This is a genomic window from Chryseobacterium sp. GM_Chr_2 (assembly GCF_026540445.1).
In the GTDB taxonomy this organism is placed as follows: domain Bacteria; phylum Bacteroidota; class Bacteroidia; order Flavobacteriales; family Weeksellaceae; genus Chryseobacterium.
Genome location: NZ_JALNUD010000008.1, coordinates 85,373 through 110,196, shown reverse-complemented (window position 1 = coordinate 110,196; position 24,824 = coordinate 85,373). Strand labels below are relative to the sequence as shown.

The following is a 24,824-nucleotide window of genomic DNA, read 5'->3' as shown; positions in this document are numbered from 1 at the left end:
TACATTTAGTTACGAAATATTCACAAATATGCGTAAAAATACCAAATCCCAGAAAAGATTTAAAGTAAGAGTAAAAGTAGCTCCAAAAAGAGTACAAAAAAGACGTTGATTTTCAGGAGAAATACTCTCATGAAAGTCAATTTTTCTTTTTAGGAAAGGCTTTTACAGAAATTTATTTAGTTAAATCTTAACCTCCTTACAACGAAAAATGTAAGGAATGGTCGATTATCCTCTTTAACTTTGGAAAGACAAAATTCCAAACGAGGATTTATCACCAAAAATTTGAACTATTTTTTAAATGAAGATTTTTCCAGGAACTCAATATTTCTTTTCAAACCTGCAAATTTGGTTCTTTTAACTGGAGATTTTCTGAAAATCTCTGAGAAAAGTTCCTGCGTAAGTTCCTTCCATTCTCCCTTTTTGAAATTTTTCAATGATTCGTTGGGCTGAAATTTACTTTGTTTATTAGGCGCTGAAAATCGATTCCACGGGCATACATCTTGGCAAACATCACATCCAAACATCCAGTCATCCATTTTATCGTGAAAATAATCCGGAATTTCATTTTTTAGCTCAATCGTTGCGTAAGAAATACATTTGCTTCCGTCTACAATTTTTTCAGAAATAATGGCATTCGTCGGGCAAGCGTCAATACATTTCCGGCAGGAACCGCAATGATCTGTTGTTGGATGATCGGGAATAAGTTCTAAATCACAAATAATTTCTGCCAAAAAATAAAACGATCCGCTCTGTTTGGTAATCAGGTTTGCATTTTTGCCCACCCATCCGATTCCTGATTTTTTAGCCCAACTTCTTTCGAGAATGGGCGCCGAATCTACAAAAACCCGAAATCCAAATTCGCCGATTTCATTCTGCAGTTCGGAAACCATTTCGCGGAGAATATCCTTTATCACTTCATGATAATCTTCAGCATAAGCGTATTTTGAGATCTTAAAATTCTCTAAAGTGGAAATTTTCTCCTCGGGAAAGTAATTATAAGAAAGCGAAATAACAGATTTTGAACCTTCTACCAATAATCTGGGATCTAATCTTTTATCGAAATGATTTTCCATGTATTTCATTTCTCCATGAAAATTATTCTTCAGCCATTGTTCGAGTTTAGGAGCTTCTTCTTCCAAAAAATCAGCTTTTGAAATGCCGCAGTTCTGAAACCCAAAACTTTTCGCTTTGGTTTTAATAAGCTGTGAATATTTTTCGGCACTTGAATTCATAATTCGCCTTGCAAAACTAAGATTATTTTATAAATTTGTTTAGACTTTGGAATATTAAACAAAGGTATGCATCTTTGGAATACTCCATTTAATATTTTTTTTAACTCTAAATAGTAACAATTATGTCTTTAGCAGAAGTAATAAAATCAGGAAATTATGAATTAATTGATGTTCGTGAGCCAATGGAATTGGAAATGGACGGAAATATTGAAGGGGCTAAAAATATCCCGCTAGGTGAAGTAGAAGACAGACAGGAAGAAATTTTATCTATCGAAAAACCTGTTATTTTGTTCTGCAGAAGCGGAAACAGAAGCGGAAAAGCATTGGAATATCTTAATTCGCAAGGTTTAAAAGATGGCTATAACGGCGGTGGCTGGGCTGAACTTAAAGCGAATCTGGAAGCAAATCAAGGAACTTTTTAAAAGTTCCTTTTTTTATCTAAAATACTCAATGATGGAACTGAAAGAAAGATTTACACAAACCTGCTTTCCATTTACACAAGATCAAAATTTGATTGACTCTTTATGGCAGGAAATCGAAAAGAAATATTCTGGGAAAAGCAGACATTATCATAATTTGGAGCATCTGGAAAATATGTTTGCTGAGCTTGATACAGCAAAAGATCAAATTTCAAACTTCATCAATATTTCATTTTCTGTATTTTATCATGATGTTATTTATGATGCTTCATCCAAAACCAATGAAGAGAAAAGTGCCGATTTTACAAGAAAAAGGCTTCAGCAATTAAACGTAAACACGGCTGATATTTCTGAAATCCATTTTCAAATCTTAGCCACAAAATCTCATCAGAAATCGGAAAACAAAGACACGAATTATCTTTTGGATGCAGATCTTTCGATTCTTGGAAAAGATTGGGAAACCTATTTAGATTACACCAAAAAGATTCGAAAAGAATATTCTATCTATCCTGATTTATTATACAAACCTGGAAGAAAAAAAGTTTTGAAACATTTTTCAGAACTGGAGAATATTTTTAAAACGGATGTTTTTAAAGAAAAATATGAAAATAGGGCAAGAGAGAATATTTTATTTGAAATTGAGACTTTATAGATGAATTTTAAGCTTTGGCTAAAGCCAATTACTATCTGTTTTAAAAAAGTAAAGCGGACTAAAGTCCGCTCCTATTGATGCTTTAAGAATTCAAAACTGTAGTGATAAATTCTTTTGACCTTTCTAAAACTACCTCCGGCTTTTCCTTGTGCGGTGTATGCCCGATGTTTGGAATGATAAATTTTTCTGCGTTTCCACTTACTTGAGAAATTGTTTTTTCAACCTGATCCAAAGTGCCGTATTCGTCATCTTCGCCTTGAATGAATAATAAAGGAGACGTTATGTTTTTCAGCAAATATTCAATATTCCAGGTTCTGAATCGATCGCTTAACCAGATTTCAGTCCAAGCTTTGACAATCATTTCCACTTTATCACCATGGTATTTTTGTAAACGCTCAGGAAGATTAGTTGTTTTGTAAGCTTCCAACGCATCTTTTACGCCTTTTACCGTTACATCTTCCACGAAAATATGTCCGGCTTCGCAGATAGTTGCTTTTATTTTTTCAGGGTATTTTGAAGCTGTAATTAATGCGATCGTTCCACCGTCGCTGTGACCGAAGAGAATGACATCATTTATATTTAATTCCTCCAAAAGATCATTCAGTAAATCGGCTTCTGATTCCATGTAATTATTTTCTCGTTCATGAGTTGGCATCGGGGAAGATTTTCCGTAGCCTATACGATCATAAACCAAAGTATTACATTGCGTAGCTTCTGCCAATTTTGCAGGAAAATCTCTCCAAAGCTGAGTTGAACCTAAAGAATCATGTAAAAAGACAATTGTTGGTTTATTTTTAAATGAATTATTATATTCTGTATAAAGTTTTTTACCATTTACATCGATAATCCTTCCTTCCATTACTTTAAAATTTAATTATAAACTCGGATTGTTTGTTTCGTTAAATTCTTTCAATAAATTTTGGAAAACAGTTTCCACAGGGAGAACATCATCAATCAAAGCAGAAACCTGCCCTATTTCTAATTCACCATCTTCCATATCCCCTTCGAACATTCCTTTCTTGGCTCTTGCACGACCTAAAGAAGCGATCAGAGATTCTTTATTTCTTCCAACGTTATAAATTTCTTCAAGCTCGTTAAAGAAATTATTCTTGACCATTCTTACAGGCGCCAATTCTTTCAAAGTTAAATGCGTATCGCCTTCCTGAAGTTCTGTAATTTTTTGTTTCCAATTTTCATGAGCACTGGCTTCTACTGTTGCTGCAAAACGGGAACCGATCTGAACGCCGTCTGCTCCAAGAATCATTGCTGCTTTCATTTGGGAACCTAAAGCAATTCCACCAGCTGCTATCAGGGGTTTTGAAATATGTTTTCTGACGTTTGGAATCAAACAAAAAGTTGTTGTTTCGTCTCTTCCGTTGTGACCGCCTGCTTCGAAACCTTCCGCAACAATAGCATCAACTCCTGCATCTTCACATTTCACTGCAAATTTCGTCGAAGAAACTACGTGAGCTACTTTTACACCTTCCTTCTGAAGTGTTTCAGTATACGCTTTCGGGCTTCCGGCAGATGTGAAAACGATTTTCACTCCTTCTTCCAAAATAATATTAATGATTTCTTCTAAATTCGGGTAAAGCAAAGCGACATTCACCCCGAAAGGCTTATCTGTAGCTTTCTTACATTTTTGAATATTTTCACGCAAAATATCAGGATACATACTTGCTGAGCCAATCAATCCCAAACCACCACAATTGGAAACCGCCGAAGCCAGTCTCCAGCCTGAATGCCAAATCATCCCAGCCTGAATGATAGGATATTGAATATTAAACAATTGTGTAATTCTATTTTGATTCTGATGCATATCGTGAAGTTTTTTAGCTGAATTGAAATCTATAAATTGGCTCATATTGTAAAAATAATAAAAACCACGCTTCCACAAAGTGTTTCAGCACTTTTTTGCATAAAAAAACCTCCAGAACTTCTGAAGGTTTTTTGTTTATTTTTTGATGGCGTCTTTATTCCAGTTGCCTTTCAGCTGACAAGTATCGTAACGCTTGTCGATGGAAATAAAGGTAGTGGGCAGTTTTGAATTCACAAACTTTTCAACCATTTCACTTTTCTTTTTATTAAGCGCCATTTGCTTTATTCTGTCATAGTCAGTTTCAAGCTTAATCTGGTGCGCAGGAATTACGTCTTCCACTTTAATGATCTTTACCACTTTTCTTTCTCTGTCATCAACGTCATCAAAAGCTGTTGTAATATCATCTTTGTTAAGACCAGCTAATTCGTAGCTGATTGTTCCCGGAATACTTTCTCTTTCCAGTTTGTTTGAACCGTCAGATCCTGGAATTACCCCTCCGTTGAACTTCGTTCTTTTATCATCCGAGAATTTAAACGCGGCATCTTTAAAGGTAATTTTACCGTCAAGAATTAACGTTCTGATACTATCAAGTTTCTTTTTAGCCGTTGTAATTTCCTCGTCTGTAGGAGTCGCTTTTAAAAGAATATGTCTTGCATCATACTGCTTTCCTGATTTTTTTATCAACTGAATTAAATGATAACCAAATTCAGATTCTACAGGATCAGAGATTTCTCCTTCCTGAAGGTTCAAAGCAGTTGCTTCAAACGCTTTTACCATCTGCCCTTTGTTGATGTTTTTATACAAACCACCGTTAGACGCAGATCCTGTATCTTCAGAATAAATTCTTGCCTGGCTTTCAAAAGTTTCACCTCCCTGAATATCTGCTTTTACTTTCTTCAGTCTGTTGATAATCTCCTGTTTGTGAGCTTCGGTAAGCTTCGGAGCCATCTCGATCTGAGCTAAAGAAACCTCATCCTTAATCTCAGGAAGCTGGCTTTTATATAAGTTATAGAAATCTGTTACCTCGTTTGGTGTAACGTCTGCCTTTTCAGTAACTCTCTGGTATTTAGCCTGTCCGTAATATTGGTCGGTATCAATTTTTTCAATGGCATTTTTCATTTCATAGCCATTTCTGAATTTATACGCTGCCAACATTGTTTTCTCGTCCGGAAACTGAGAAAGCATCTGCTGATACTTAGCATTTGCCTGATCTTTGATAGCCGCAGAACGGTTTTCAATTAAGGTATCTTTTTTAGCTTCATATACCAAAAGCTTATTGTTAAGAAGATTTTCAAGGAAATCACACTTATCAACATTACTGGATGCCCCCTGTTGTTTTGCGTAATTTATCTGCTCGTTGATATCAGACTCCAAAACAATTTCATCACCAATTACAGCAGCAATACCATCCACTAATTCTCCTTGTTTTAACTGAGCTTTCATGGTATTTGTAGCAAATAACATGATGAAAACTCCAAAAAGAAAAGTGATTTTTAGTTTATTTATCATTTTACTATTTTAAACAAGTTGCAAATTTAGAATTCTTAATGAATTACACTAAATTTTTTATTATAAATATTTCTTAAAAAGATTTATTTATTGCAGTTCTACATCAAAAGTCGTCAATTCTTTAAATTGTCTCAATCTGCTGAACATATCTGCTTCGTTTACTTCCTGAATTCTTTCTGTTCCGAATTTTTCAACCGTGAAAGAAGCCATTGCAGAACCTACGATTAAAGCAGACTTCATGGTTTCGAAATCAATCTTTTCTTTTTTAGCTAAATACGCTGCAAAACCTCCCGCGAAAGTATCTCCCGCTCCGGTTGGATCGAATACATCTTCTAACGGCAACGCAGGAATCGCAAATACTTTGTTATCATGGAAAAGTAAAGCTCCGTGCTCTCCTTTTTTAATGATCACATATTCAGGTCCCATTGTATGGATTTTCTTCGCCGCTTTTACCAAAGAATATTCTCCTGAAAGTTGTCTTGCTTCTTCGTCATTGATTGTGATCACATCTGTTTTAGCAATCATATCCATTAAGATATCCAAAGCAGAATCCATCCAGAAATTCATAGTATCAAGAATAACCAGCTTCGGACGGGTATTCATCTTTTCAAGAACTGAAAGTTGTACTCCTGGGTGAAGGTTTCCTAATAATAAGATCTCTGCATCCTGCATAGAATCTGGGATTTTCGGGTCGAAGTTCTCTAAAACATTTACTTCTGTAGCCAACGTATCTCTCGTATTCAAATCGTTGTGGTATTTACCAGCCCAGAAGAAAGTTTTACCTTCTTTTACGATCTCAATACCTTCGATGTTTACGTCTCTGTCGGTAAACATATCAAGGTGTGCTTGTGGGAAATCTCCTCCTACTACAGAAACGATTCCGGATTTTACGCCTAAAATAGACGAAGTAATACCAATATAAGTAGCGGCACCTCCTAAAATTTTATCTGTTTTCCCAAATGGCGTTTCGATTGCGTCAAATGCAACACTTCCTACAACTAAAAGTTTCATATTTTTTTCAAAGTATATTTTAAAGACTAAATTATTTTTTCCATTCAAATGTATCGAGCAGATGTTTCATATCTTTTTTGATATAATCTACTGCCGGCGCGAGAGAATCCGGTTTCGGTCTCGTGTTAAAGTATAGATAAGCAGTTACGAAATGTTTCGTACTGTCTGTAATGTAAAATTGAAGATTAGAAGCCGTTTGCCCTTTCAATTCATAAAAATTTCCGTAGACCTTTTTTTCAGGATATTCGAAAGATTTCGTATCGATTGCACTTGCTTTAATGGTATGTTCGTACACCATTTTTTCAGCTTCTTTGATGTGTGCATCAAAATCATTTTGTATAGGATAATACGTCACAAAAACCTTCGCCTTCATTTTCGGATAGTTCAGATAATACCAGCAAGGTCTTTTGGCATCCGCAATCTTGGCAAAATCTGAATATTCAAAAGTATAAGCACAGTTGTTTTCAAATTTCTGATATTTCGGAGCCGGATATTCTAAACGAAGTTCTCCGTACGGCTTGGGAATAGGATCTTTTACACAAGACAGCAGCAGTAACGACGCGAAAATAAAAATGACTTTTTTAATCATTTTGCAAAAGTACAAATTAGATTTCAGATTTTGGGAGACAAATTTCAGCATTTCAATGCGTTTTGAATTTGAAAATTGAATTTTATTAGGATGGCTTTGTTTTTAACGCAAAGGACACTAAGATTTTTTGACTACTATTCGTTTCTAAGTTCGCAAAGGCGTTTCACTCAGCGAAGATCTTAAAGCATCTATTTTCTATAAATAACCCGACTGAACGGAGCGAAGACGAAGTGAAAAATTTATTCCCAATAAGATAAACCTTCAGCATCCATCACCCCACTTCCAGCCTCCTAAAGAATCCTGTACGCCTTATCATAACTCTGGATATAATTTTCCAACGGTTTTGGAAAAGACATTTCGTGAGAGCCTTCAACATTGGTTATTTTATATTCATTTTCAATTACAAATTTATTCCAAGCTTCTTCTGAATCTACCTCAACATTAAAGATTTCTATGCTTAAATTCTTGTGTGTAAGTTTATGATTAACCGTTTTTATGCTTTTAATAAAAGGAATTAAATCATCCGAAATCGTCGGCGGAAATTCAAACAGTTTCTTCCAGATAAAATCATCTTTTCTCTGTTGAATTAAAAACTGTCCGTTTCTATGAACGAAATAATATTTCAGATCTAAATCTTCTGCTTTTACTTTTTTCTTCTTAACAGGAAATTCTGAAATTTTATGTAATGAAAAAGCTAAACAATCATTATTTAAAGGGCATTCTCCGCAAAGAGGATTTTTAGGCTTGCAGACTTCCGAACCTAAATCCATCATTGCCTGATTAAAATCGCCAACATTTTCAGGCAAAATTAAATGGGCAAGCTCAGAAAAATAATTGAATGCTCTGGAATTGGAAATATCAAAATCATCAGCAAACAATCGACTTAAAACACGATAAAAATTACCGTCAACCGCAGGAATCTTTTCATCAAAACAAATACTGGAAACCGCAGCAGCCGTATATTTCCCTACTCCTTTCAATTTTAAAATTTCATCATATTCATCAGGAAAAACACCTCCAAATTCGTTCATAATCTGCTGAGCCGCTTTATGAACATTGATCGCTCTTGAATAATAACCCAAACCTTTCCAATACAATAAAACTTCATTTTCATCGGCTTCTGCCAACGTTTTTGCATCGGGAAATCTTTTGATGAAATTATTATAATGATTCAGCCCTTGTTGGATTCTCGTCTGCTGAAAAACAATCTCACAAATCCAGATTTTATAGGGATCTTTAGTCTGTCTGAATGGTAAATCACGGCCATTTTTTTTGTACCATATCAGAAGTTGATTTCCGATATGTTTGAAGTCTGCGTTTTCTATCTTTTCCAAAAGTTTTTGTCTTCTTCATTTTAGATGCTTCGACAAGCTCAGCATGACCACGCTACAAATTTGCTGCTATAAAACAGCTAGTATTCAAAATGTCATGCTGAAGCCTGTCGAAGCATCTATTTATTAATGCAAAGATAATTTAATTATTTTTCACAGGATAAACAGGAGCGCCCGTAACCCATTGATATTTTATTTTCTTCTCTTCCGCAATAAATTTAAAGCCTTTTAATTTTTGAAGGAAAATATAAGAAGAATCTTTTTTAAACTTTAATTTTTGCGTCGAAAGAATTTCAATCGGAAAAGTCACTATAGAATCGCGTGTGGTTTTCTTTACGCTTCCAGCATTAATTTTATAAATGAAAAAAGATTTTCCGCGTCCTGCAGAGCTGTCGATGAGTTGAGTATTTGAGCTGGAAAGCACCATGTCACTTTTGTCATAAGCTTCATCTTCACTCATAACATAAGCTTGATTTTCGGATCTTTCGTCTTTAAAAAGATCAACCTTATATTCGTCAGGTCTTTGATATTTTTTTTCACAGCTGAATAAAAAACCCATAAAAAGTACAGGCAAAAAATGATTCAGCCTTAATTTCATATTCAATTTCATAAGGTTTGGTAGAAAAAAACCGATGTTTGAAAGCATCGGTTTAGTATTTATAATTCGGTTATATTTAATCCTGAATGTATTCAGCGTCCCATTCGTTACCATCATCTCCTTTATGTCCGTCTAATTTAATAACGAAACTTTTTGTAGGGAAATAAGGCGTTAAACGAATATCCAGCCAAACTCTGTCTTTGTTCACTTTATCCTGCTCGAAACGAACAATTTTGAATTTTTCAATCAATTTATCAGCACCTTTGATACCGTCTAAGAAAGTAACAATTTGTCTTCTCAAATCGTCCTCGTTTCTCGCATTCCAGTTTTCGAAAGCTCTTCTGTTCAGGAAATCAAGCAAAACTTTGGTTACGTAATCGAATACACGAACCACGGAATAGGTCTGAAGCCCGATATTGTCTCCTGTAAACAATGTTTTTGCCGAGAAAGCCATGATCTTCCCATATTCGTTGACCATAGGAACCAGTCCCATTTTTTCCAACTGAGAAATTTCACTTTTCTTCAATTCAAATTTCACGGCATCTACTTCATTGATATTACCATGCTTTTTACCTGCCGCAACCTGAGACATCAATGTTTTATGAATCTTTCCAGCCAATGAAGTTGAAGGCGGAAGCTCTACATTTTCCTCTTCTCCTACTTCTTCAGCTTTTCCACGACCTACAAGCCAGTTACACGTCATGATGACATTACTTCTATGCAACTCACCACCAGTCAAATTAGCAGAATGGAATAAATCTACCACGTCATCCGGCTTATCAAGATTAGCAAAATCCGTAACCATCATTACTTTGTTTTCGTTACAGATTTTAGCCCATTTTTCAATGACTTTATTCGATCCTAAATACCCTGGAATTGCCAAGATAGAATAGTTATCTCGAAGATCTAGACGGTCATAATAATTTTTAAATTCTTCGGAAATCGCATCGATAAACAAAGGATTGTCTAAATCTGAAACCTGCTCTAGACTTGCATTCACAATACTTACGTTATCAACCTTATCAAGCTCGGTATTTTTGTAGAATTGCGCTACCGTTCTGTAGTTGGTTTCCAACAGACGTACGGCATCTAAAGCGTTTTTTAAGTTTGATTTTAAATTCTGATCTGCAGCCTGTGCTTTAGATTTGCAGGTATCTGCCATTTTATCAGCCGATTCATTTTTTTCCAAAAGATCTATCCAAAGGTTAATTTTTTGAAGCAATTCTTTTCTTTCGTCTGATTTATTATTATCGTTAAGGAAGATTTCTTTCCTCGCCTTTCTCGTAGGGTTCATATTGGCGATTCCGTCTACAACAGATTCCACAAAACCAAATCCTCCTATTTTATTGAGTTCGGCAAGCGGATTACCTTTCGGTTGCCCCGCATGTTGCTGCTGTTGTCCTTGTTGTTGGTTCTCAGCTGCCTGTAATTTACTATCCATGATTAATGTAAAGTCTTTAGATTATTTTTCAAGTTCTTGTGCCACTTCTTTCAATACTTCCACAAACGCAGCTCTTGTCTGATCGTTTTCCAGCATATTACGCAGAATTTTATTCGTTTTCAGCTGGCGAACAATTTTGTTGTATTGCTCCTGCTCCATGCTGAGTTGCTGTAAATAGTCAGATTTTTGCGTAAGATTTTTTGGGGTGAAGTCCGCAAGATTTTGAAAACGGAACTCCTCTTCCACCACATTACCGTCCTCCGTTTCGTGTTGTACGCTTACAGAAGGTTGGAAATGTTTGAAGACGTCGTCCACAGTTTTTAATCCTGTTACAATTTCAGGAACGTATGTCTCGTCTGTTGTAAGCTGGCTCACAATCAGCGACTTATTTTCCTGGATTTCCTGGATAGCTTCATTAGCGTCTACTTTTACTTCGTTTCCGCCAACGCCATAATTAAACATTGCCATATTATTGTTATTTTGAGATTTGCTGTTTTGGTATGAATTGGTTTTATCTGCATCAAATAACTGACCAATCCAATGTTTAAATTTAAAAAAAAACTGTAACATACAAAATATTGTTAAGATTTTTCTTGAAATATTTAATATAATTAACTAAATATCGGTTTAAAATTAATATTTTTATGGATTACTAAGCTAAGGAAAAATAAATAAAAAAACGCACCATTTCTGATGCGTTTTTCTTTTCTAACAATTTTTGGCTTGTCTTACCAAATTTTTATTCTGTCTGCCGGAGCTTTATACATTTTATCCCCAGGCTTGATATCAAATGCTTTGATGAAGGCATCCTGATTCACCAGCGGGCCGAATGCTCTGTAAATTCCCGGCGAGTGCGGATCTGTCTTCACCTGATTCGTCATATACTGATCGGTAGCTTTTGTTCTCCAAACCGTTGCCCAGCTCATGAAAAATCTCTGATCTTGTGTGAAACCACTGATTAATCCTGGATTTCCTTTATCTTTAAGATACATTTGAAGGGCATCGTAAGCAACTGCTACACCACCAAGGTCTCCGATATTTTCTCCACTTGTAAATTTACCGTTTACAAAACTTCCTTTTACCGGTTCGTAAGCGCTGTATTGAGCAGCGAGCTGACCAACTTTAGCATCAAAGTTTTTACGGTCTGCATCCGTCCACCAGTTATTCAGGTTACCGTCTCCATCGAATCTTGAACCGCTGTCGTCAAATCCGTGAGAAATTTCGTGACCGATAACTGCACCTATTCCTCCGAAATTAACTGCCGCATCTGCTTTTGGATTGTAGAAAGGAGGCTGAAGAATAGCCGCAGGGAATACAATTTCGTTGTTTGAACCGCTATAATAAGCATTTACCGTTTGCGGAGTCATTCCCCATTCTGTTTTGTCAACAGGCTTTCCAACTTTGTCTAAACTTCTCTGATACTGCCATGCAGCAACATTTTGAAGATTAGAATATAATGTAGCTCCTTCTTTTGGCGCATCCACTTTCAATTGAGTATAATCTTTCCACTTATCCGGATAAGCGATCTTCACTGTGAATTTTGATAATTTTTCCTGAGCTTTAACTTTGGTTTCAGGAGACATCCAATCCATATCATTGATATGTGTTTTGAATGATTTTAAAATATACTGAATATACATCTCCATCTGCGCTTTTGCTTCAGGTGTGAAATATTTTTCAACATATAATTTACCGAAAGCCTCACCCAAAACGCCATTCACTAAAGAAAGACCTCTTTTGTTCATCGGGCGCTGCTCTTTTTGTCCCTGAAGATATTTAGAATAGAAATCAAATCGTATTTGCTCTAATTTTTCGTCCAAATTGCTTGCGTTTCCGTTAATCAGATGATATTTAAGATAATCTTTCAACAACGGAAGATTCTTTTGAGTAATGAACTGATCCATATTCTGGTAATATTTCAGTTCACCAATAATTACTCTGTTGGTGTCTACACCCGCATCTTTAAGATATTTGGCAAGGTTTACATTTTTCACCAAACCTCCCAACTCAGATACATTTTTAGGATTATATCTTAAATTGGCATCTCTGTTTTGCTCAAGCGTCAATAAATAATTCCCTAATTGCTTTTCGAAATCAACTACATTTTTTGCAGAAGCTTCAGCATTTTTATATCCTAAAACACCAAATAGCTTTCCTACATACGATTGATATTCTGCTAAAGTTTTGGTGTTGGCTTCATTTACTTTTTGGTAATAATCTCTTCCCAATCCCAAATCTGGACCGCCAAGATATACGGCATTCATTTTAGAATCTTTCAAATCTGCACCAACTCTCCATCCGTAGAAAGAATTGTCACCTAATTTTGTAGCATCTAAAAGATATTTCTGTAAATCGTTAAGATTTTTAATGGCATCGATTTTTGCTAAATCAGCTTTGATAGGTGATAATCCGTCTGCATTTCTTTTATTAGTATCCATAAAAGAAGCGTATAAATTCTGAATTTTCTGACCTTCAGAACCAGCAGGATAAGATTCGGATAAAATTCCGCTTAAAATTTCCAATGAAGCATCGTCTACATTTTCTCTCAACGCATTGAAAGATCCCCAGCTCGCTTTATCAGAAGGAATTTGAGTAGTTTTTACCCAATTTCCGTTTACGTAGCTAAAAAAGTCATCTTGCGGACGCACGCTTTTATCCATATAAGATAAATTGATCCCCTCCTCTTTTACTTCTTCTTGTCTCACCGGTTCTACAGATATTGTTGATTCAGTTTTTTGAGCTGCATCTGCGGTTTTGGTAGTACCACATGAATTTAAAAATACCAAACCCGAAAAGGCAAGTATTCCAATATTTAGCTTTTTCATTAAAGATAATTTTTGATTTTACACAAACTTACCAAATATACGAATTAGTTTATAAATGATAAGGGATAAATAGTAATTGATGAAAAGGATAAAGTCTAATTCTTTATATGGTTTAAAATTAATGAAATAAGTTTATGCTTTCCATGCTTCAATAGGCAACTGTTTTTATAATGACAACCTCCCTAGCCCCGATTGACACGACATCCTTTTTGGTTGCGGGCGCAGCGAAGCGGAGCCCGTAACCAAAAAGATAAAGTAGAAAGCGGGAAAAAGCTTCTAAAAAAAATTAGAACATCTTCCAACAAAAAAACCGCTCATTGCTGAACGGTTTTCAATATTATTAATCTGATGATTACCAGATTTTAATTCTGTCTGCAGGAGCTTTGTATAATTTATCTCCTTGCTTCACGTCGAATGCTTTGTAGAAAGCATCAACATTGATGATAGGTCCGAAACTTCTGAAATATCCAGGAGAGTGTGGATCTGTTTTTACCTGGTTTACCATGTATTTTTCGCTAGATAAAGTTCTCCAAACGGTTGCCCAGCTTAAGAAGAATCTTTGGTCTTGTGTAAATCCACTGATTGATCCAGGATTTCCTTTATCTTTCAAATACATTTGTAATGCATCATAAGCGATATTTACACCACCAAGGTCAGCGATATTTTCGCCGTTTGTGAATGTTCCGTTTACGAAAGTTCCTTTTACAGGCTCATATTTATCATACTGAGCAGCAAGTGCTTTTGTCGCTTTTTCGAAGTTAGCTTTATCTTCTGGAGTCCACCAGTCTACCAAGTTACCATCTGCATCAAACTGAGCACCGGAATCATCAAATCCGTGGCTCATTTCGTGACCGATTACGGCACCAATTCCACCGAAATTAACGGCAGCATCAGCTTGCGGATTGAAGAATGGCGGCTGAAGAATTGCAGCAGGGAATACGATTTCGTTGTTTACCGGGTTGTAGTAGGCATTTACCGTTTGTGGAGTCATTCCCCACTCAGATTTATCAACCGGTTTTCCTATTTTTGCTAAATCTTTGTTGTATTGCCATTCTGTAATATTCTGTAGGTTTGAATATAAATTTCCACCTTTTGCCTCAGAAACGATATTTAATTTAGAATAATCTTTCCATTTATCAGGGTAAGCAACTTTTACCGTGAATTTGTTTAATTTCTCCGTTGCTTTCACTTTTGTGGTAGCAGACATCCACGCCAGGTTATTGATGTGAACGGCAAAACTTTTCTTCAAATAATCAATTAATTCAACCATCTGCGCTTTAGCTTCTGCAGGGAAATATTTTTCAACATATAACTTTCCGAAAGCTTCACCCAAAGTACCGTTGATGATCTCGTAACCTCTTTTGTTAAGCGCTCTTTGCTCCTGCTGACCTCTTAAATATTTACCGTAGAAAGCAAACTTCATATCACCCAATTTTTCGCTTAGGTAAGAAGCACTTCCGTGGATCATGTGGAATTTAAGATAATCCTTGATTACAGGAAGATTTTTAGCATTGATGAATGTATCTAGGTTTTTGTAGTATCCTAATTCCCCAATGATTACTTTATCTGTATTTACTCCTACAGCCTTAAGGAAAGCCGGAAGATTCACATTTTTAACCAAAGCTGAAAGTTCAGCCATCGTTTTAGGATTGTACTGAAGCGTGTTGTCACGGCTTTGCTCATTCGTTAAATACGTTTTAGCAATGCTTTTTTCGTAATCTACGATTCCTTTTGCAGCTGCATCAGCATTTTTATATCCTAATTCTTTCAACATAGAGGCTACATACTTTGTGTATTCTGCGATAGCTTCTGTATTTTTTTCGTTTACTTTCTGGTAATAATCTCTTCCTAAACCAAGCGATGCATTTCCTAAATAAACCGCGTTCATTTTAGAATCTTTTAGATCTGCATCTACACCCCATCCGTAGAAATTGTTCTCACCTTCTTTCGTTACAGAAGTTAAATAATTCTGAAGATCAGCAACTGTTTTAATCGCATCGATTTTGTTGATATTCTCCTGAATAGGTTTGATTCCATCAGCGTTTCTCTTCTGCATGTTCATGTAAGTTGCATACAGATCCTGAATTTTTTTACCTTCCGTTCCGTCAGCAAATTTATCCTTTAAAAGAGAGTTTAGAATCGTCATGGAATTATTGTCTGTATCCTCAGCCAATTTGTTGAAACTTCCCCAAGTCGGTTTATCAGAAGGGATTTTAGCAGTCTTCATCCAAGTACCACTTACGTAGTTATAAAAATCATCTTGCGGACGTACAGATTTGTCCATCAAGCTAAGGTCAAGACCTTTATCCGTTCCAGCTACCGCCGTTTTTGTTGCAGTTGCCTGAGCATTCACATTTTGTGAGCAAACTCCTGCCAACAAAAATAAGGAAAGCGTTAATTTTTTCATTATAATAACAATTTTTACAATATGTCTAATTTTTCTACAATTTGTTACTGGAAATTTTCATTTTTTAAAAATCACCATTAACACCTGATTTTCTTTAATTTATGAATCTAAATTTTACTCAGAAATTAAAATTCCTACCACATCCTGAATAATTTTCTGCGAAACAAAATTCATGAAATCCCCACGATCGAGATGCGGCATATATAATTTTGAAGTCACCACTTTATCATTCACTTTAATCGCATAGAAAACCGTTCCGATATCTTTTCCGTCCTCTCCTTTTCCGGGGCCGGCAACGCCTGTAGTTGATAAAGAAATATTCGTATCAAACAATTTCTGACAACCTTTCGCCATTTCAGCAGCAACCTGTTCGCTTACTACGGTAAACTCATCAACGGTTTCTTTTTTTACATTTAAAATCTGAATTTTCTTTTCTGTAGCATACGGAATAACTCCGCCAAGAAAATATTTCGAGCTTCCGGAATTAGAGGTAATTAATCTTGCCAATTCTCCGCCTGTACAGCTTTCTGCTGTTGAGATCGTCAGTTTTCTTTCATTTAAAAGTTCACCCAGAATTTTTTCAATCTTATCTTCAGACGTTGCGATTACATTCTCTTTAATTAAAGGCAACAATTTTTGAATTTCTTCTTCCAATTGCTGTTGTAAAAACGCTTCATTCTCACCACTCGCCGTGATTCTCAACTTTACACGGGTTCCCACCGGAAGGTAAGATAAAGCCATGTTTTCTGGCAACGCCAATTCCCAATCCTCAATGGTATCAGCCAAAATACTTTCAGGAGTTCCAACCACAGAAACAATTCTTGTGGAAATATAATTTAAGCTAAATTTTTCCTGCAAATAAGGAACAATCTGGTCTTTTATCAATGGTTTTGCCTCATAAGGAACGCCGGGAAGACTGAACAATAACTTTCCGTCCTGCTCCATCATCATACAAGGTGCTGTCCCGAAATGATTCTGAAAAACCGTAGATTTCGTAGGCACAAAAGCCTGTTCGCGGTTTCTTTCCAGAATTTCCAGACGACCGCGTTTTTCCATATAATTTTTAAGATGATTAAAAGTAACCTCATCCAAAGCAATTTCATCATTAAAAAATTCGGCAATGGCTTTCTTGGTTTTATCGTCTCTTGTAGGACCTAAACCGCCTGTTGTAATAATTAAATCACCAATTTCAAAAGCAGATTGAATGGTATTTTTAATGGTTTCAATTTCATCAGAAATCGTAAAAATCTGTGAAACTTTTATTCCTATATTTTTAAGTTCGGTAGCAATGAAGTTAGAGTTGGTATCAATTGTATTTCCGGACAGGATTTCGTCACCAATAGTGATCAGAACAGCATTTTCCATATTTATTTTCGAAAAAAATCTTTTTACAAATGACGGAAAATTCTGCATCACGGACAATATAAATTGATTTTTTCTATTTTTGACAGAAATTGTTTAAAACTATAATTAAAGATTATGTCTAAATATGATGATGCTTCCTGGCATTATGGCGGTGATTTTCCGGAAGGTCTTCCCGAAAAAAATGGAGCTACACACACCGGAATGTTTTTGAATTGGTGTATTGAAAAAGATTTAATTTCTGATGAACTTAAAGAGGATGGTGAAGAAGAAATTGAAAAATTAAAAAGAAGAGAAATCACCGGAGCCGAGTTTATCATGGATTCTATGGATGGTAAATTTTCCGAATATGATCTTAATGAATTGGGAAATGCCTTTGCGCAGGATTATTATAAAGATGATACAGATTTTGGCAATCGTTTCAGTTCGTTTGCGGATGATTATGTGAATATTTTTGATGCGAAAGCCGAAGAAAACGACTATGAATATGAAACATTTTACCACATCGAAGATAGCTATGATAATTATGATTTGATGAAATTAGTGATTGATCATCGGTATGAGGAATGGAAGGAATATAGAAAATTGAGCTAAATTTCTTTTGTTTTTCTGAAAAAGTCGTAGTTTATTTTCATATTAATTTTGAATCATGTTTGTCATGCTGAAAGCATCTAAACAACACTTAAATTAAAGGTTGAGATGCTTTCAGTATGACAAATTAAATGTATATTTCTTTAATGAGTTTGCTTTATTTCGGCAGACTCATTGCCATAATTTAATCATGCTTCACCCAGATAAGATCATCTACATTATAGCCGATATTTTTAGCTTTTTCTAAAAATCTTTGTTTGATACTTTCGGGAATTTCTTTTGTTCGGGATAAAATCCAAATATATTTTGTACTGTTTCCGACAACTAATGCATATTGATAATTTTCATCGATATCAATCACATTATAACCTGCCCAAATTGGCTTGAAGAATGAAACTTTCAATCGCGCCTCGGTTTCTTTATTCACAAATTTTGCTTCGCCAATAGATTCTTTCCATTCTTTTTTTATATAGTCATAACCTTTATTGTCAACGCGAATGGTTCCCTTCTCATTTTTGGAATACGTTGCGGTTACATTATCCATATTTTTCTCGAATTTATAATCGAAACGAGCAATTTCATACCATTTTCCAAGATATTTTTCAGCGTTAAAATTTTGAATGGCAGTTGCTCCCTTTGGAATTCCGACTGAGCAGGAATTGAATATTAATAATCCTAAAACACCGAGCGATACTGGAATTGCTATTTTTTGAAAGGTTGTCATAATTAGAATATTTTGTGTGATTATTAAAAAAAGGTTCAAAAATAATGCCTGATTTTTTAAACGTAGAACGTTTGACGTTGTTTCAGAAGACAAAAGCTTAACATCAATTCAAATTCTGTTAACAGTCAATGATTTAGCATTGATTATCTTTGGTAAAACAACATAGCTATGAAAAAACATTTTTACTTTTTACTCTTTCCCGCATTGTTTCTGCAAAGCTGCTCTTTCCTTGAGCAAAGTAATTTTATCGAAACAAAAATTATTTCGAGTGATCTGAACGAAAAGATCATTTATAAGTATTACCAGACCGGAAATGACAACTACAAGGTGGATTTCTACTCTATTCACCAATCTGATTCTACAAAACTGTTTGAACATTCCATTGATAAATCGCTTTTCAGTTCAAATATGTATAAAATTTCGGAAGATGAAAATGAAATTACCATCAGCACCCAATTGTTTTCCGAAGCCAGAAAATTTGTCACCCGAAATGGTAAATCTATTATTTTAACCAATCAATAAACAGTTCTTTCTGAACTGTTTATTTTATTTTGCTAAAATTATCTTCCAAATTTAAAATATTTTGAAAGCGGATGCTTTTTCCCTTTCATGAATTGGGAAGCCATTTCCATCCCTGCAACCGAAAAAGTAATACCATTTCCTCCAAAGCCCAGGACAAAATAGGAGTTTTTAAAGTTTTTGTGCTCCCCGATATAAGGCAGTCCGTCTTTTGTTTCCCCGAAAGTTCCTGCCCAGACAAAATCGGTGTAAAAATGATAATCAGGTTTTATCTTTTTGAGGACTTTCAAAATTTCTTTTTCTTTTTTATCAAGAAGGGCATCGCGCTTTTTAGCATCATAAAAATCTTCATCACCTCCACCAATAAGCAGTCTTGCATCGTCTGTGGTTCTCATATAAATATAAGGCTCGTCGGTATTCCAGACTAAAGTATCAGTGATATTTTTGAATTTATCATGATCAATCTCAGAAACAATGGCATAAGTACTTTTTAAATCAACAAAATGTTCTTTGATTAAATTTTTACTTTCATAGCCAATACAGTAAATAATCTTTTTTGCTTTAATCTGATATCCGGAATCAACAGTTATCAAATTATAACCTTTAAAATATTCAACTTTTCTCATTTCTGTTTTATCGAATATTTTTAATCCTTTTTTCGTATTCAATTCAAATAATTCATGAGAAAATTTAAAAGCATCGATGCTTGCTCCCTGCTCAGAAACAATTCCGCCAAATGTATTTTCAAATCCGAATTTTTTAAATACTTCATCAGATTCCAGCCATTTCACTTTAAATCCTGCCTTTTTTCGAGATTTATATTCCTCCTTCAGCCAATTCACATCTTTCTTTTTTGAGGCAAAATATAAAGACTGTTTTCTTTTAAAACCTGCTTTTGATTTAATTTTTAATGAAAGTTTTTCCAGCTGATCAATAGAATCTGAACACGCTTTATAGCTTTCCACAGCTCCTTTTTCACCAATCTTTTCAATCAATTCAAAAAGAGGAACATCAATTTCATACTGAAGCATAGATGTTTTTGCGGATGTGCTGCCGTTACAAATTTCACGTTTATCAATCAAAATTGTTTTATGACCGTCGGCAATCATTTGATGGGCAATTAAGCTTCCGGTAATTCCGCCGCCGATAATCAAAACATCACATTCTTCATTAGATTTTAAGGACGGATATGAAGAAACCAATCCGTTTTTTAACAGCCAAAAAGGTTCATTAGATTTAAGATTCATAGAATATTTTCCACAAAAACATTCAATAACCTTGCCTTTTATGAATTCATAATTAGATAATGGTTTAATTATTGTTATGACTTAAAAATCAAACCACATTAAAATATATACTATGATAACGATTATTCCAGAAGCTCCGGAGAATGTTGCGGCATTCAATGCGACGGGCGAGATAACGAAAGAAGATTTTGATAATTTAGTAATTCCGCGTGTAAAAAAGAAGGTCGACGAGTTTGGAGAGTTGAATTACTTGCTGTATTTGGATACCGATCTGGATAATTTTACAATGGGCGCGTGGATTAAAGATGCTCTGCTGGGTCTAAAAAATTTAGCAAATTGGAACAGAGCGGCTATCGTAACGGATAAAGAAGGCGTACAAAAATTCACTGATATTTTCAGTGTTGTGATGCCCGGAGAATTTAAATCTTTTCCGAAAGAAAATTTATACAATGCCTTGTATTGGTGTAAAAACGGCAATGAAGTAGAGGCATAAGCATTATTTATTAAAGAGGAAGGGAAGCAATTTGCTTCCCTTTTTTTATTTGTCACATGTAACAGCTTCCACAGGAATTTCCTCCTGATGAAGAACCTGCGATCCGTACAATTGTTTATATCTGAAAGCGATAATCAATCCTATTAAAGTCATCCCAACCCCTACCAGAGACGGATAATTATAAGAATATCCTTTTTCTAAAGGTAAACCTCCCAAGAAAGCTCCCATCGCATTCGCACAGTTGAAAGCAGCCTGCATAAATGCTGCGGCCATCATTTCGCTTTTGGGTGCGGCTTTCATCATCATAATGTTGATAGGTGCTGCTACCGACATCGATAAAGCCCCACAAATAAAGGTTAATGCCAATGATAAATAAGTATGTTCTGAAAGGAAAAATACGCCTGCCAAAGAAACCATCATTAATGTAAGCAGCAAAACGCAGGTTTTTTCAGGACTTAATCTGTCGGATAAATAACCCCCAACTAAATTACCAACTACCATTCCGCCGCCGGCAAGAATCATGACGTACGCCATCTGGCTTTCTTTGATACCTGACATTACCGTCATTAAAGGCGTGATATAACTGAACCAAGTGAAAAGCCCGCCAAAACCAATGGCTGTAATCATCAATACAAACCAAGCCTGTTTTCTTTTAAGGAATTTAATTTCTTCTTTAAAATGCGTGTCTTCATTGGTTTCAATTACCGGAAGCCAAAGTTTCAGGAATAATAGGGCAATCAATCCGATCACGGCAACGATTGCAAAATACCATCTCCAATGGAAAGCATGCCCGATATAGGTTACCAAAGGAACCATCGCGAGATTCGCTATGGTGAGACCTGTGAACATCAGCGATATATAAAATGCTTCTTTTCCTTTCGCCGCCATTCTTGCAGCAACCACCGTTCCTACTCCGAAAAATGCACCATGCGGCAATCCGGAAAGAAATCTTATGATAAGCATCGTTGTATAATCAGGAGCTACTGCCGATAATGCATTGAAAAGTGTGAAAATTACCATCAATGAAAGCAATACTTTTTTGGGTGGAAATTTTACGGAATAACCAATCAAAATAGGAGCTCCGATCACCACTCCCAATGCATATGCAGAAATTAAATGTCCTGCTTCGGGAATCGTAATCTGTAAGGTTTTTGCAATATCCGGAAGCAGACCCATTACGGTAAATTCTGTCGTTCCAATACCTAAACCACCGATGGCCAGCGGTATAATTCTTTTATCTATCTTCATTTTTTATGTAACCCTTTTTTTGAAACTATTGTAGAAAGAGCTAATCATGATAATTAACTCTATTTTGAAAGTGCAAAAATCGTCAGAAATTATGATTTAAACTTTAACTCAGCTAACCTAAATTTGCTCCGTATTAACCTTTTTAATTAAATTTGAATTAAATATTAATCAAAAGAGAACATAATGAAAATTCAGAAAGAAATCATTGAGTTTGAAGAAAGTAAGTCTTTTAAATTATTTTCTCCATCACTGAAGAATTGCTTTTTCTGGCATTACCATCCGGAAATCGAGCTTGTGTACGTTGAAGCATGTAACGGCATCCGTCATGTCGGAAAAAATATCTCGGATTTTGAAGGAAGTGATCTTCTATTAATTGGCTCTAATATCCCGCATCTTAATTTCGATTATAAAATACAGACCGAATGTAAACAGTTGGTTCTTCAGATGCGTGAAGATTTTCTTCAGAATATTATTATTCCCGTTCCTGAATTTGATGCTATTAAAAAATTACTGGATCGGTCTTATTTAGGTTTATCTTTTTCAGGAGAAACCAAAAGAATTGTGGTTGAAAAACTTCATCTGATGAAGGATAAAAATTCTTTTGAGTCTTTGATAGGTTTGATTGATATTTTACACATTCTCGCCCATTCCACCGAAGTGAAAGAATTAAACAATGAAGATACCCGAATCAAATGGTTTCTGAATGATAAAATCAGAATGGGAACGATCTACGATTATATTCACGAGAATTATGATAAAAATCCGAACGTGAATATTATTGCTGAAAATGTGAATCTAAGTACGCCCGCTTTTTGTCGGTATTTTAAAAAACAAACGAATATGACCTTCACCGATTTTGTGAATAATTACAGAATTAATCAGGCGAAATTACTGCTTCTTCAAAATGAAGGAATAACCGAAGTCTGTTTTCAGGTAGGCTTTGAAAGCCTCTCTTATTTCAATAAACTGTTTAAAAAATTAATGAATGAAACGCCAAGTGAGTTTAAGAAAAAGCATTTGAGCAAGGTTGTCTAATTATTTTTGAACTTAAACACGAAAAGCACTACTATTTGCACAAATAAACACAAACGTCTGCTAAATCTGTTAGAGATTGCTTTGTCGCTTCGCTCCTCGCAATGACAAAAAAATCGCTCCAAAAATTGAAGCGATGAATATTTTCTAGTGAATATGTTTCTCTGCGTGATAAGAACTTCTCACCAAAGGCGAACTTTCCACGTGTCTGAAGCCTAAACTTCTTGCAAAATCTCCGAATTCATCAAACTCTTCAGGAGTAATAAATTTCTTTACCGGAAGATGTTTTTTCGTTGGCTGCAAATACTGACCTAAAGTAATCACGTCAACATTTGCATTTCTGATGTCCTCGATTGTTTGGAAAACCTCATGTTTTTCTTCACCCAAACCAAGCATTACGCCAGTTTTCGTTCTTCTTTGTCCAGCTTCTTTTAAATATCGTAGAACCTCAAGGCTTCTTTCATATTTTGCCTGAATTCTCACCTCTCTTGTCAAACGTTTTACGGTTTCCATGTTATGAGAGATCACTTCCGGAGCCACATCTACCAATCTGTCAAGGTGTTTTGTTAAACCCTGAAAATCTGGAATTAGCGTTTCCATCGTGGTTCCCGGAGAAATTCTTCTTACCGCATTTACGGTTTCCCCCCATAGAATAGAACCCATATCTTTCAAATCATCACGGTCAACAGACGTTAAGACGGCGTGCTTAATCTTCATTAATTTGATCGAACGTGCTACTTTTTCAGGTTCATCCCAGTTTACATCAAGCGGCTTTCCGGTTTTTACCCCACAAAATCCGCAGCTTCTTGTACAGATATTTCCAAGAATCATAAAAGTGGCTGTTCCTTCTCCCCAACATTCGCCCATATTCGGACAGCTTCCGCTTTGGCAAATTGTATTTAATTTATATTTATCAACCAAAGATCTTAATTCTCTGTAATTCTTACCAGTAGGCAATTTTACACGAATCCATTTTGGTTTTTGAACGGTAGTATCTTGAACTAAATTTTCCATTTATTTCTCAAATTGAGGTTCAAAGTTAGTGAATTTTTTATCGACTTCATCTACGATATGAATTGATGAAAATGATAATTTATTTTAAATTATTTATAGCCATGAATATTAGTTCATAAAATTAATTATCCTCAAACTCGTTATTCTTCAGCAATTCGGCTAAGACTTTTTTCGCTCGCATAACCCGAACTTTCGTATTGGCAACAGAAATCCCCAATTCATCAGCAATTTCTTTGATGCTTTTTTCTTCAAAAAACCTCAGTTTGATAATATCCTGATAATTGGCATCCAGAGATTCGATGGTCTTGATGATTTTTTTTTGTTCTTCATCCGAAATCATCAACTCTTCAGGAGATTTGGCATATTGATTCTTTACTTCATCTAAATTTTCCGTCGGATCTTGGTTTTCTCTTGATTTTTTCCGCCAAAAATCGATGATGGTATTTTGAGCAATCGTTAATACCCAAGTTTTAAACTGAAAATGCGGATCGTACATCTCCAGTTTTGAAAGAACTTTTGAAAAGACATTCACCGTGATTTCATCTGCATCATTTTCATCCCTTACTTTTTTCATCACAAAAGAAAAAACATCCACCCAAAAGATGTTGATGAGCTTAGTCTGAGCTTTCTGGTCTTTTTCCTTTGCCTTACCGATGAGCTGGAATAATTGTTCGTCGTTCATTAATAACAAATATAATTGATTTTGGATAAAAATACAATGGAATTATTTCTATGAATTTTTTACTAACTTTTGTTTGGAT

At 35.2% G+C, this 24,824-nt stretch carries 24 protein-coding genes; 6 read left to right on the top strand and 18 right to left on the bottom strand.

The window, feature by feature from the left end; translation table 11 throughout:
• Positions 1 to 287 precede the first annotated feature (287 nt).
• On the bottom strand, positions 288 to 1,232 hold the full coding sequence (gene queG, locus OXQ85_RS13470; RefSeq protein WP_267405191.1) for a tRNA epoxyqueuosine(34) reductase QueG: 945 nt from the start codon (positions 1,230 to 1,232) through the stop codon (positions 288 to 290).
• Between the two features lie 122 nt (positions 1,233 to 1,354).
• Here queG and OXQ85_RS13465 point away from each other — a divergent pair, with 122 nt between their 5' ends.
• On the top strand, positions 1,355 to 1,654 hold the full coding sequence (locus tag OXQ85_RS13465; protein WP_267405190.1) for a rhodanese-like domain-containing protein: 300 nt from the start codon (positions 1,355 to 1,357) through the stop codon (positions 1,652 to 1,654).
• 28 nt (positions 1,655 to 1,682) lie between these two features.
• Complete coding sequence (locus OXQ85_RS13460; RefSeq protein ID WP_267405189.1) at positions 1,683 to 2,303, top strand: hypothetical protein; 621 nt, start codon at positions 1,683 to 1,685, stop codon at positions 2,301 to 2,303.
• Positions 2,304 to 2,385: 82 nt separating this feature from the next.
• On the opposite strand, the gene OXQ85_RS13455 is transcribed toward OXQ85_RS13460, so the two are convergent.
• The 12 genes from OXQ85_RS13455 to OXQ85_RS13400 all read right to left on the bottom strand — a co-directional run bounded on the left by OXQ85_RS13455 (position 2,386) and on the right by OXQ85_RS13400 (position 17,198).
• Complete coding sequence (locus OXQ85_RS13455) at positions 2,386 to 3,162, bottom strand: alpha/beta hydrolase (protein ID WP_267405188.1); 777 nt, start codon at positions 3,160 to 3,162, stop codon at positions 2,386 to 2,388.
• A 15-nt stretch (positions 3,163 to 3,177) separates the two neighbouring features.
• Positions 3,178 to 4,167 (bottom strand): nitronate monooxygenase, encoded by a 990-nt coding sequence (locus OXQ85_RS13450; RefSeq protein WP_267405187.1) that lies wholly within the window; start codon positions 4,165 to 4,167, stop codon positions 3,178 to 3,180.
• Between the two features lie 90 nt (positions 4,168 to 4,257).
• Positions 4,258 to 5,631 carry a peptidylprolyl isomerase gene (locus tag OXQ85_RS13445; protein WP_267405186.1) on the bottom strand — a complete coding sequence of 458 codons (1,374 nt, stop codon included), beginning with the start codon at positions 5,629 to 5,631 and terminating at the stop codon, positions 4,258 to 4,260.
• A gap of 87 nt (positions 5,632 to 5,718) precedes the next feature.
• Positions 5,719 to 6,642 (bottom strand): PfkB family carbohydrate kinase, encoded by a 924-nt coding sequence (locus OXQ85_RS13440; protein ID WP_267405185.1) that lies wholly within the window; start codon positions 6,640 to 6,642, stop codon positions 5,719 to 5,721.
• A gap of 31 nt (positions 6,643 to 6,673) precedes the next feature.
• Positions 6,674 to 7,231: a gliding motility lipoprotein GldD gene (gldD, locus tag OXQ85_RS13435; RefSeq protein WP_267405184.1), complete on the bottom strand. Its 558-nt coding sequence runs from the start codon at positions 7,229 to 7,231 to the stop codon at positions 6,674 to 6,676.
• Between the two features lie 290 nt (positions 7,232 to 7,521).
• Complete coding sequence (mutY, locus tag OXQ85_RS13430) at positions 7,522 to 8,565, bottom strand: A/G-specific adenine glycosylase (RefSeq protein ID WP_267405183.1); 1,044 nt, start codon at positions 8,563 to 8,565, stop codon at positions 7,522 to 7,524.
• 139 nt (positions 8,566 to 8,704) lie between these two features.
• Complete coding sequence (locus OXQ85_RS13425; protein WP_267405182.1) at positions 8,705 to 9,160, bottom strand: hypothetical protein; 456 nt, start codon at positions 9,158 to 9,160, stop codon at positions 8,705 to 8,707.
• Positions 9,161 to 9,236: 76 nt separating this feature from the next.
• Positions 9,237 to 10,601 (bottom strand): DUF5458 family protein, encoded by a 1,365-nt coding sequence (locus tag OXQ85_RS13420; RefSeq protein WP_267405181.1) that lies wholly within the window; start codon positions 10,599 to 10,601, stop codon positions 9,237 to 9,239.
• Between the two features lie 21 nt (positions 10,602 to 10,622).
• Positions 10,623 to 11,171, bottom strand: coding sequence for a type VI secretion system contractile sheath small subunit (locus tag OXQ85_RS13415; RefSeq protein WP_267405180.1), 549 nt, complete (start codon positions 11,169 to 11,171; stop codon positions 10,623 to 10,625).
• 158 nt (positions 11,172 to 11,329) lie between these two features.
• Complete coding sequence (locus tag OXQ85_RS13410; protein ID WP_267405179.1) at positions 11,330 to 13,426, bottom strand: M13 family metallopeptidase; 2,097 nt, start codon at positions 13,424 to 13,426, stop codon at positions 11,330 to 11,332.
• Positions 13,427 to 13,778: 352 nt separating this feature from the next.
• Positions 13,779 to 15,833 (bottom strand): M13 family metallopeptidase, encoded by a 2,055-nt coding sequence (locus tag OXQ85_RS13405; protein WP_267405178.1) that lies wholly within the window; start codon positions 15,831 to 15,833, stop codon positions 13,779 to 13,781.
• A 114-nt stretch (positions 15,834 to 15,947) separates the two neighbouring features.
• Positions 15,948 to 17,198 (bottom strand): CinA family nicotinamide mononucleotide deamidase-related protein, encoded by a 1,251-nt coding sequence (locus OXQ85_RS13400; protein WP_267405177.1) that lies wholly within the window; start codon positions 17,196 to 17,198, stop codon positions 15,948 to 15,950.
• Positions 17,199 to 17,312: 114 nt separating this feature from the next.
• On the opposite strand from OXQ85_RS13400, the gene OXQ85_RS13395 reads away from it, so the two are divergent.
• Positions 17,313 to 17,789 carry a hypothetical protein gene (locus OXQ85_RS13395; RefSeq protein WP_267405176.1) on the top strand — a complete coding sequence of 159 codons (477 nt, stop codon included), beginning with the start codon at positions 17,313 to 17,315 and terminating at the stop codon, positions 17,787 to 17,789.
• A 181-nt stretch (positions 17,790 to 17,970) separates the two neighbouring features.
• Here the strand turns inward: OXQ85_RS13395 and OXQ85_RS13390 are convergent, their stop codons facing one another.
• The gene (locus OXQ85_RS13390) at positions 17,971 to 18,510 is read right to left on the bottom strand and encodes a lipocalin family protein (RefSeq protein ID WP_267405175.1); all 540 of its coding nucleotides are present in this window, start codon (positions 18,508 to 18,510) and stop codon (positions 17,971 to 17,973) included.
• 168 nt (positions 18,511 to 18,678) lie between these two features.
• On the opposite strand from OXQ85_RS13390, the gene OXQ85_RS13385 reads away from it, so the two are divergent.
• Complete coding sequence (locus OXQ85_RS13385; protein WP_267405174.1) at positions 18,679 to 19,032, top strand: hypothetical protein; 354 nt, start codon at positions 18,679 to 18,681, stop codon at positions 19,030 to 19,032.
• Between the two features lie 38 nt (positions 19,033 to 19,070).
• On the opposite strand, the gene OXQ85_RS13380 is transcribed toward OXQ85_RS13385, so the two are convergent.
• Positions 19,071 to 20,276, bottom strand: a complete 1,206-nt coding sequence (locus OXQ85_RS13380) for an FAD-binding oxidoreductase (RefSeq protein WP_267405173.1) — start codon at positions 20,274 to 20,276, stop codon at positions 19,071 to 19,073.
• 112 nt (positions 20,277 to 20,388) lie between these two features.
• On the opposite strand from OXQ85_RS13380, the gene OXQ85_RS13375 reads away from it, so the two are divergent.
• Complete coding sequence (locus OXQ85_RS13375; protein ID WP_267405172.1) at positions 20,389 to 20,769, top strand: STAS/SEC14 domain-containing protein; 381 nt, start codon at positions 20,389 to 20,391, stop codon at positions 20,767 to 20,769.
• A 45-nt stretch (positions 20,770 to 20,814) separates the two neighbouring features.
• On the opposite strand, the gene OXQ85_RS13370 is transcribed toward OXQ85_RS13375, so the two are convergent.
• On the bottom strand, positions 20,815 to 22,017 hold the full coding sequence (locus OXQ85_RS13370) for an MFS transporter (protein ID WP_267405171.1): 1,203 nt from the start codon (positions 22,015 to 22,017) through the stop codon (positions 20,815 to 20,817).
• A 183-nt stretch (positions 22,018 to 22,200) separates the two neighbouring features.
• Between OXQ85_RS13370 and OXQ85_RS13365 the strand changes: the two genes are divergently transcribed.
• Complete coding sequence (locus OXQ85_RS13365; RefSeq protein ID WP_267405170.1) at positions 22,201 to 23,052, top strand: AraC family transcriptional regulator; 852 nt, start codon at positions 22,201 to 22,203, stop codon at positions 23,050 to 23,052.
• Positions 23,053 to 23,196: 144 nt separating this feature from the next.
• Here the strand turns inward: OXQ85_RS13365 and lipA are convergent, their stop codons facing one another.
• Both lipA and OXQ85_RS13355 read right to left on the bottom strand, forming a co-directional pair.
• Positions 23,197 to 24,063, bottom strand: coding sequence for a lipoyl synthase (gene lipA / locus OXQ85_RS13360; protein ID WP_267405169.1), 867 nt, complete (start codon positions 24,061 to 24,063; stop codon positions 23,197 to 23,199).
• A gap of 121 nt (positions 24,064 to 24,184) precedes the next feature.
• Positions 24,185 to 24,745 (bottom strand): RNA polymerase sigma factor, encoded by a 561-nt coding sequence (locus OXQ85_RS13355; RefSeq protein WP_267405168.1) that lies wholly within the window; start codon positions 24,743 to 24,745, stop codon positions 24,185 to 24,187.
• Between the last annotated feature and the right edge of the window lie 79 nt (positions 24,746 to 24,824).

What these genes read in the sequence shown, in the direction of transcription:
- queG (WP_267405191.1), bottom strand. Translation starts at nt 1,232, where the DNA reads ATGAATTCAAGTGCCGAAAAATATTCACAGCTTATTAAAACCAAAGCG.
- OXQ85_RS13465 (WP_267405190.1), top strand. Translation starts at nt 1,355, where the DNA reads ATGTCTTTAGCAGAAGTAATAAAATCAGGAAATTATGAATTAATTGAT.
- OXQ85_RS13460 (WP_267405189.1), top strand. Translation starts at nt 1,683, where the DNA reads ATGATGGAACTGAAAGAAAGATTTACACAAACCTGCTTTCCATTTACA.
- OXQ85_RS13455 (WP_267405188.1), bottom strand. Translation starts at nt 3,162, where the DNA reads ATGGAAGGAAGGATTATCGATGTAAATGGTAAAAAACTTTATACAGAA.
- OXQ85_RS13450 (WP_267405187.1), bottom strand. Translation starts at nt 4,167, where the DNA reads ATGAGCCAATTTATAGATTTCAATTCAGCTAAAAAACTTCACGATATG.
- OXQ85_RS13445 (WP_267405186.1), bottom strand. Translation starts at nt 5,631, where the DNA reads ATGATAAATAAACTAAAAATCACTTTTCTTTTTGGAGTTTTCATCATG.
- OXQ85_RS13440 (WP_267405185.1), bottom strand. Translation starts at nt 6,642, where the DNA reads ATGAAACTTTTAGTTGTAGGAAGTGTTGCATTTGACGCAATCGAAACG.
- gldD (WP_267405184.1), bottom strand. Translation starts at nt 7,231, where the DNA reads ATGATTAAAAAAGTCATTTTTATTTTCGCGTCGTTACTGCTGCTGTCT.
- OXQ85_RS13425 (WP_267405182.1), bottom strand. Translation starts at nt 9,160, where the DNA reads ATGAAATTAAGGCTGAATCATTTTTTGCCTGTACTTTTTATGGGTTTT.
- OXQ85_RS13420 (WP_267405181.1), bottom strand. Translation starts at nt 10,601, where the DNA reads ATGGATAGTAAATTACAGGCAGCTGAGAACCAACAACAAGGACAACAG.
- OXQ85_RS13415 (WP_267405180.1), bottom strand. Translation starts at nt 11,171, where the DNA reads ATGTTACAGTTTTTTTTTAAATTTAAACATTGGATTGGTCAGTTATTT.
- OXQ85_RS13410 (WP_267405179.1), bottom strand. Translation starts at nt 13,426, where the DNA reads ATGAAAAAGCTAAATATTGGAATACTTGCCTTTTCGGGTTTGGTATTT.
- OXQ85_RS13405 (WP_267405178.1), bottom strand. Translation starts at nt 15,833, where the DNA reads ATGAAAAAATTAACGCTTTCCTTATTTTTGTTGGCAGGAGTTTGCTCA.
- OXQ85_RS13400 (WP_267405177.1), bottom strand. Translation starts at nt 17,198, where the DNA reads ATGGAAAATGCTGTTCTGATCACTATTGGTGACGAAATCCTGTCCGGA.
- OXQ85_RS13395 (WP_267405176.1), top strand. Translation starts at nt 17,313, where the DNA reads ATGTCTAAATATGATGATGCTTCCTGGCATTATGGCGGTGATTTTCCG.
- OXQ85_RS13390 (WP_267405175.1), bottom strand. Translation starts at nt 18,510, where the DNA reads ATGACAACCTTTCAAAAAATAGCAATTCCAGTATCGCTCGGTGTTTTA.
- OXQ85_RS13385 (WP_267405174.1), top strand. Translation starts at nt 18,679, where the DNA reads ATGAAAAAACATTTTTACTTTTTACTCTTTCCCGCATTGTTTCTGCAA.
- OXQ85_RS13380 (WP_267405173.1), bottom strand. Translation starts at nt 20,276, where the DNA reads ATGAATCTTAAATCTAATGAACCTTTTTGGCTGTTAAAAAACGGATTG.
- OXQ85_RS13375 (WP_267405172.1), top strand. Translation starts at nt 20,389, where the DNA reads ATGATAACGATTATTCCAGAAGCTCCGGAGAATGTTGCGGCATTCAAT.
- OXQ85_RS13370 (WP_267405171.1), bottom strand. Translation starts at nt 22,017, where the DNA reads ATGAAGATAGATAAAAGAATTATACCGCTGGCCATCGGTGGTTTAGGT.
- OXQ85_RS13365 (WP_267405170.1), top strand. Translation starts at nt 22,201, where the DNA reads ATGAAAATTCAGAAAGAAATCATTGAGTTTGAAGAAAGTAAGTCTTTT.
- lipA (WP_267405169.1), bottom strand. Translation starts at nt 24,063, where the DNA reads ATGGAAAATTTAGTTCAAGATACTACCGTTCAAAAACCAAAATGGATT.
- OXQ85_RS13355 (WP_267405168.1), bottom strand. Translation starts at nt 24,745, where the DNA reads ATGAACGACGAACAATTATTCCAGCTCATCGGTAAGGCAAAGGAAAAA.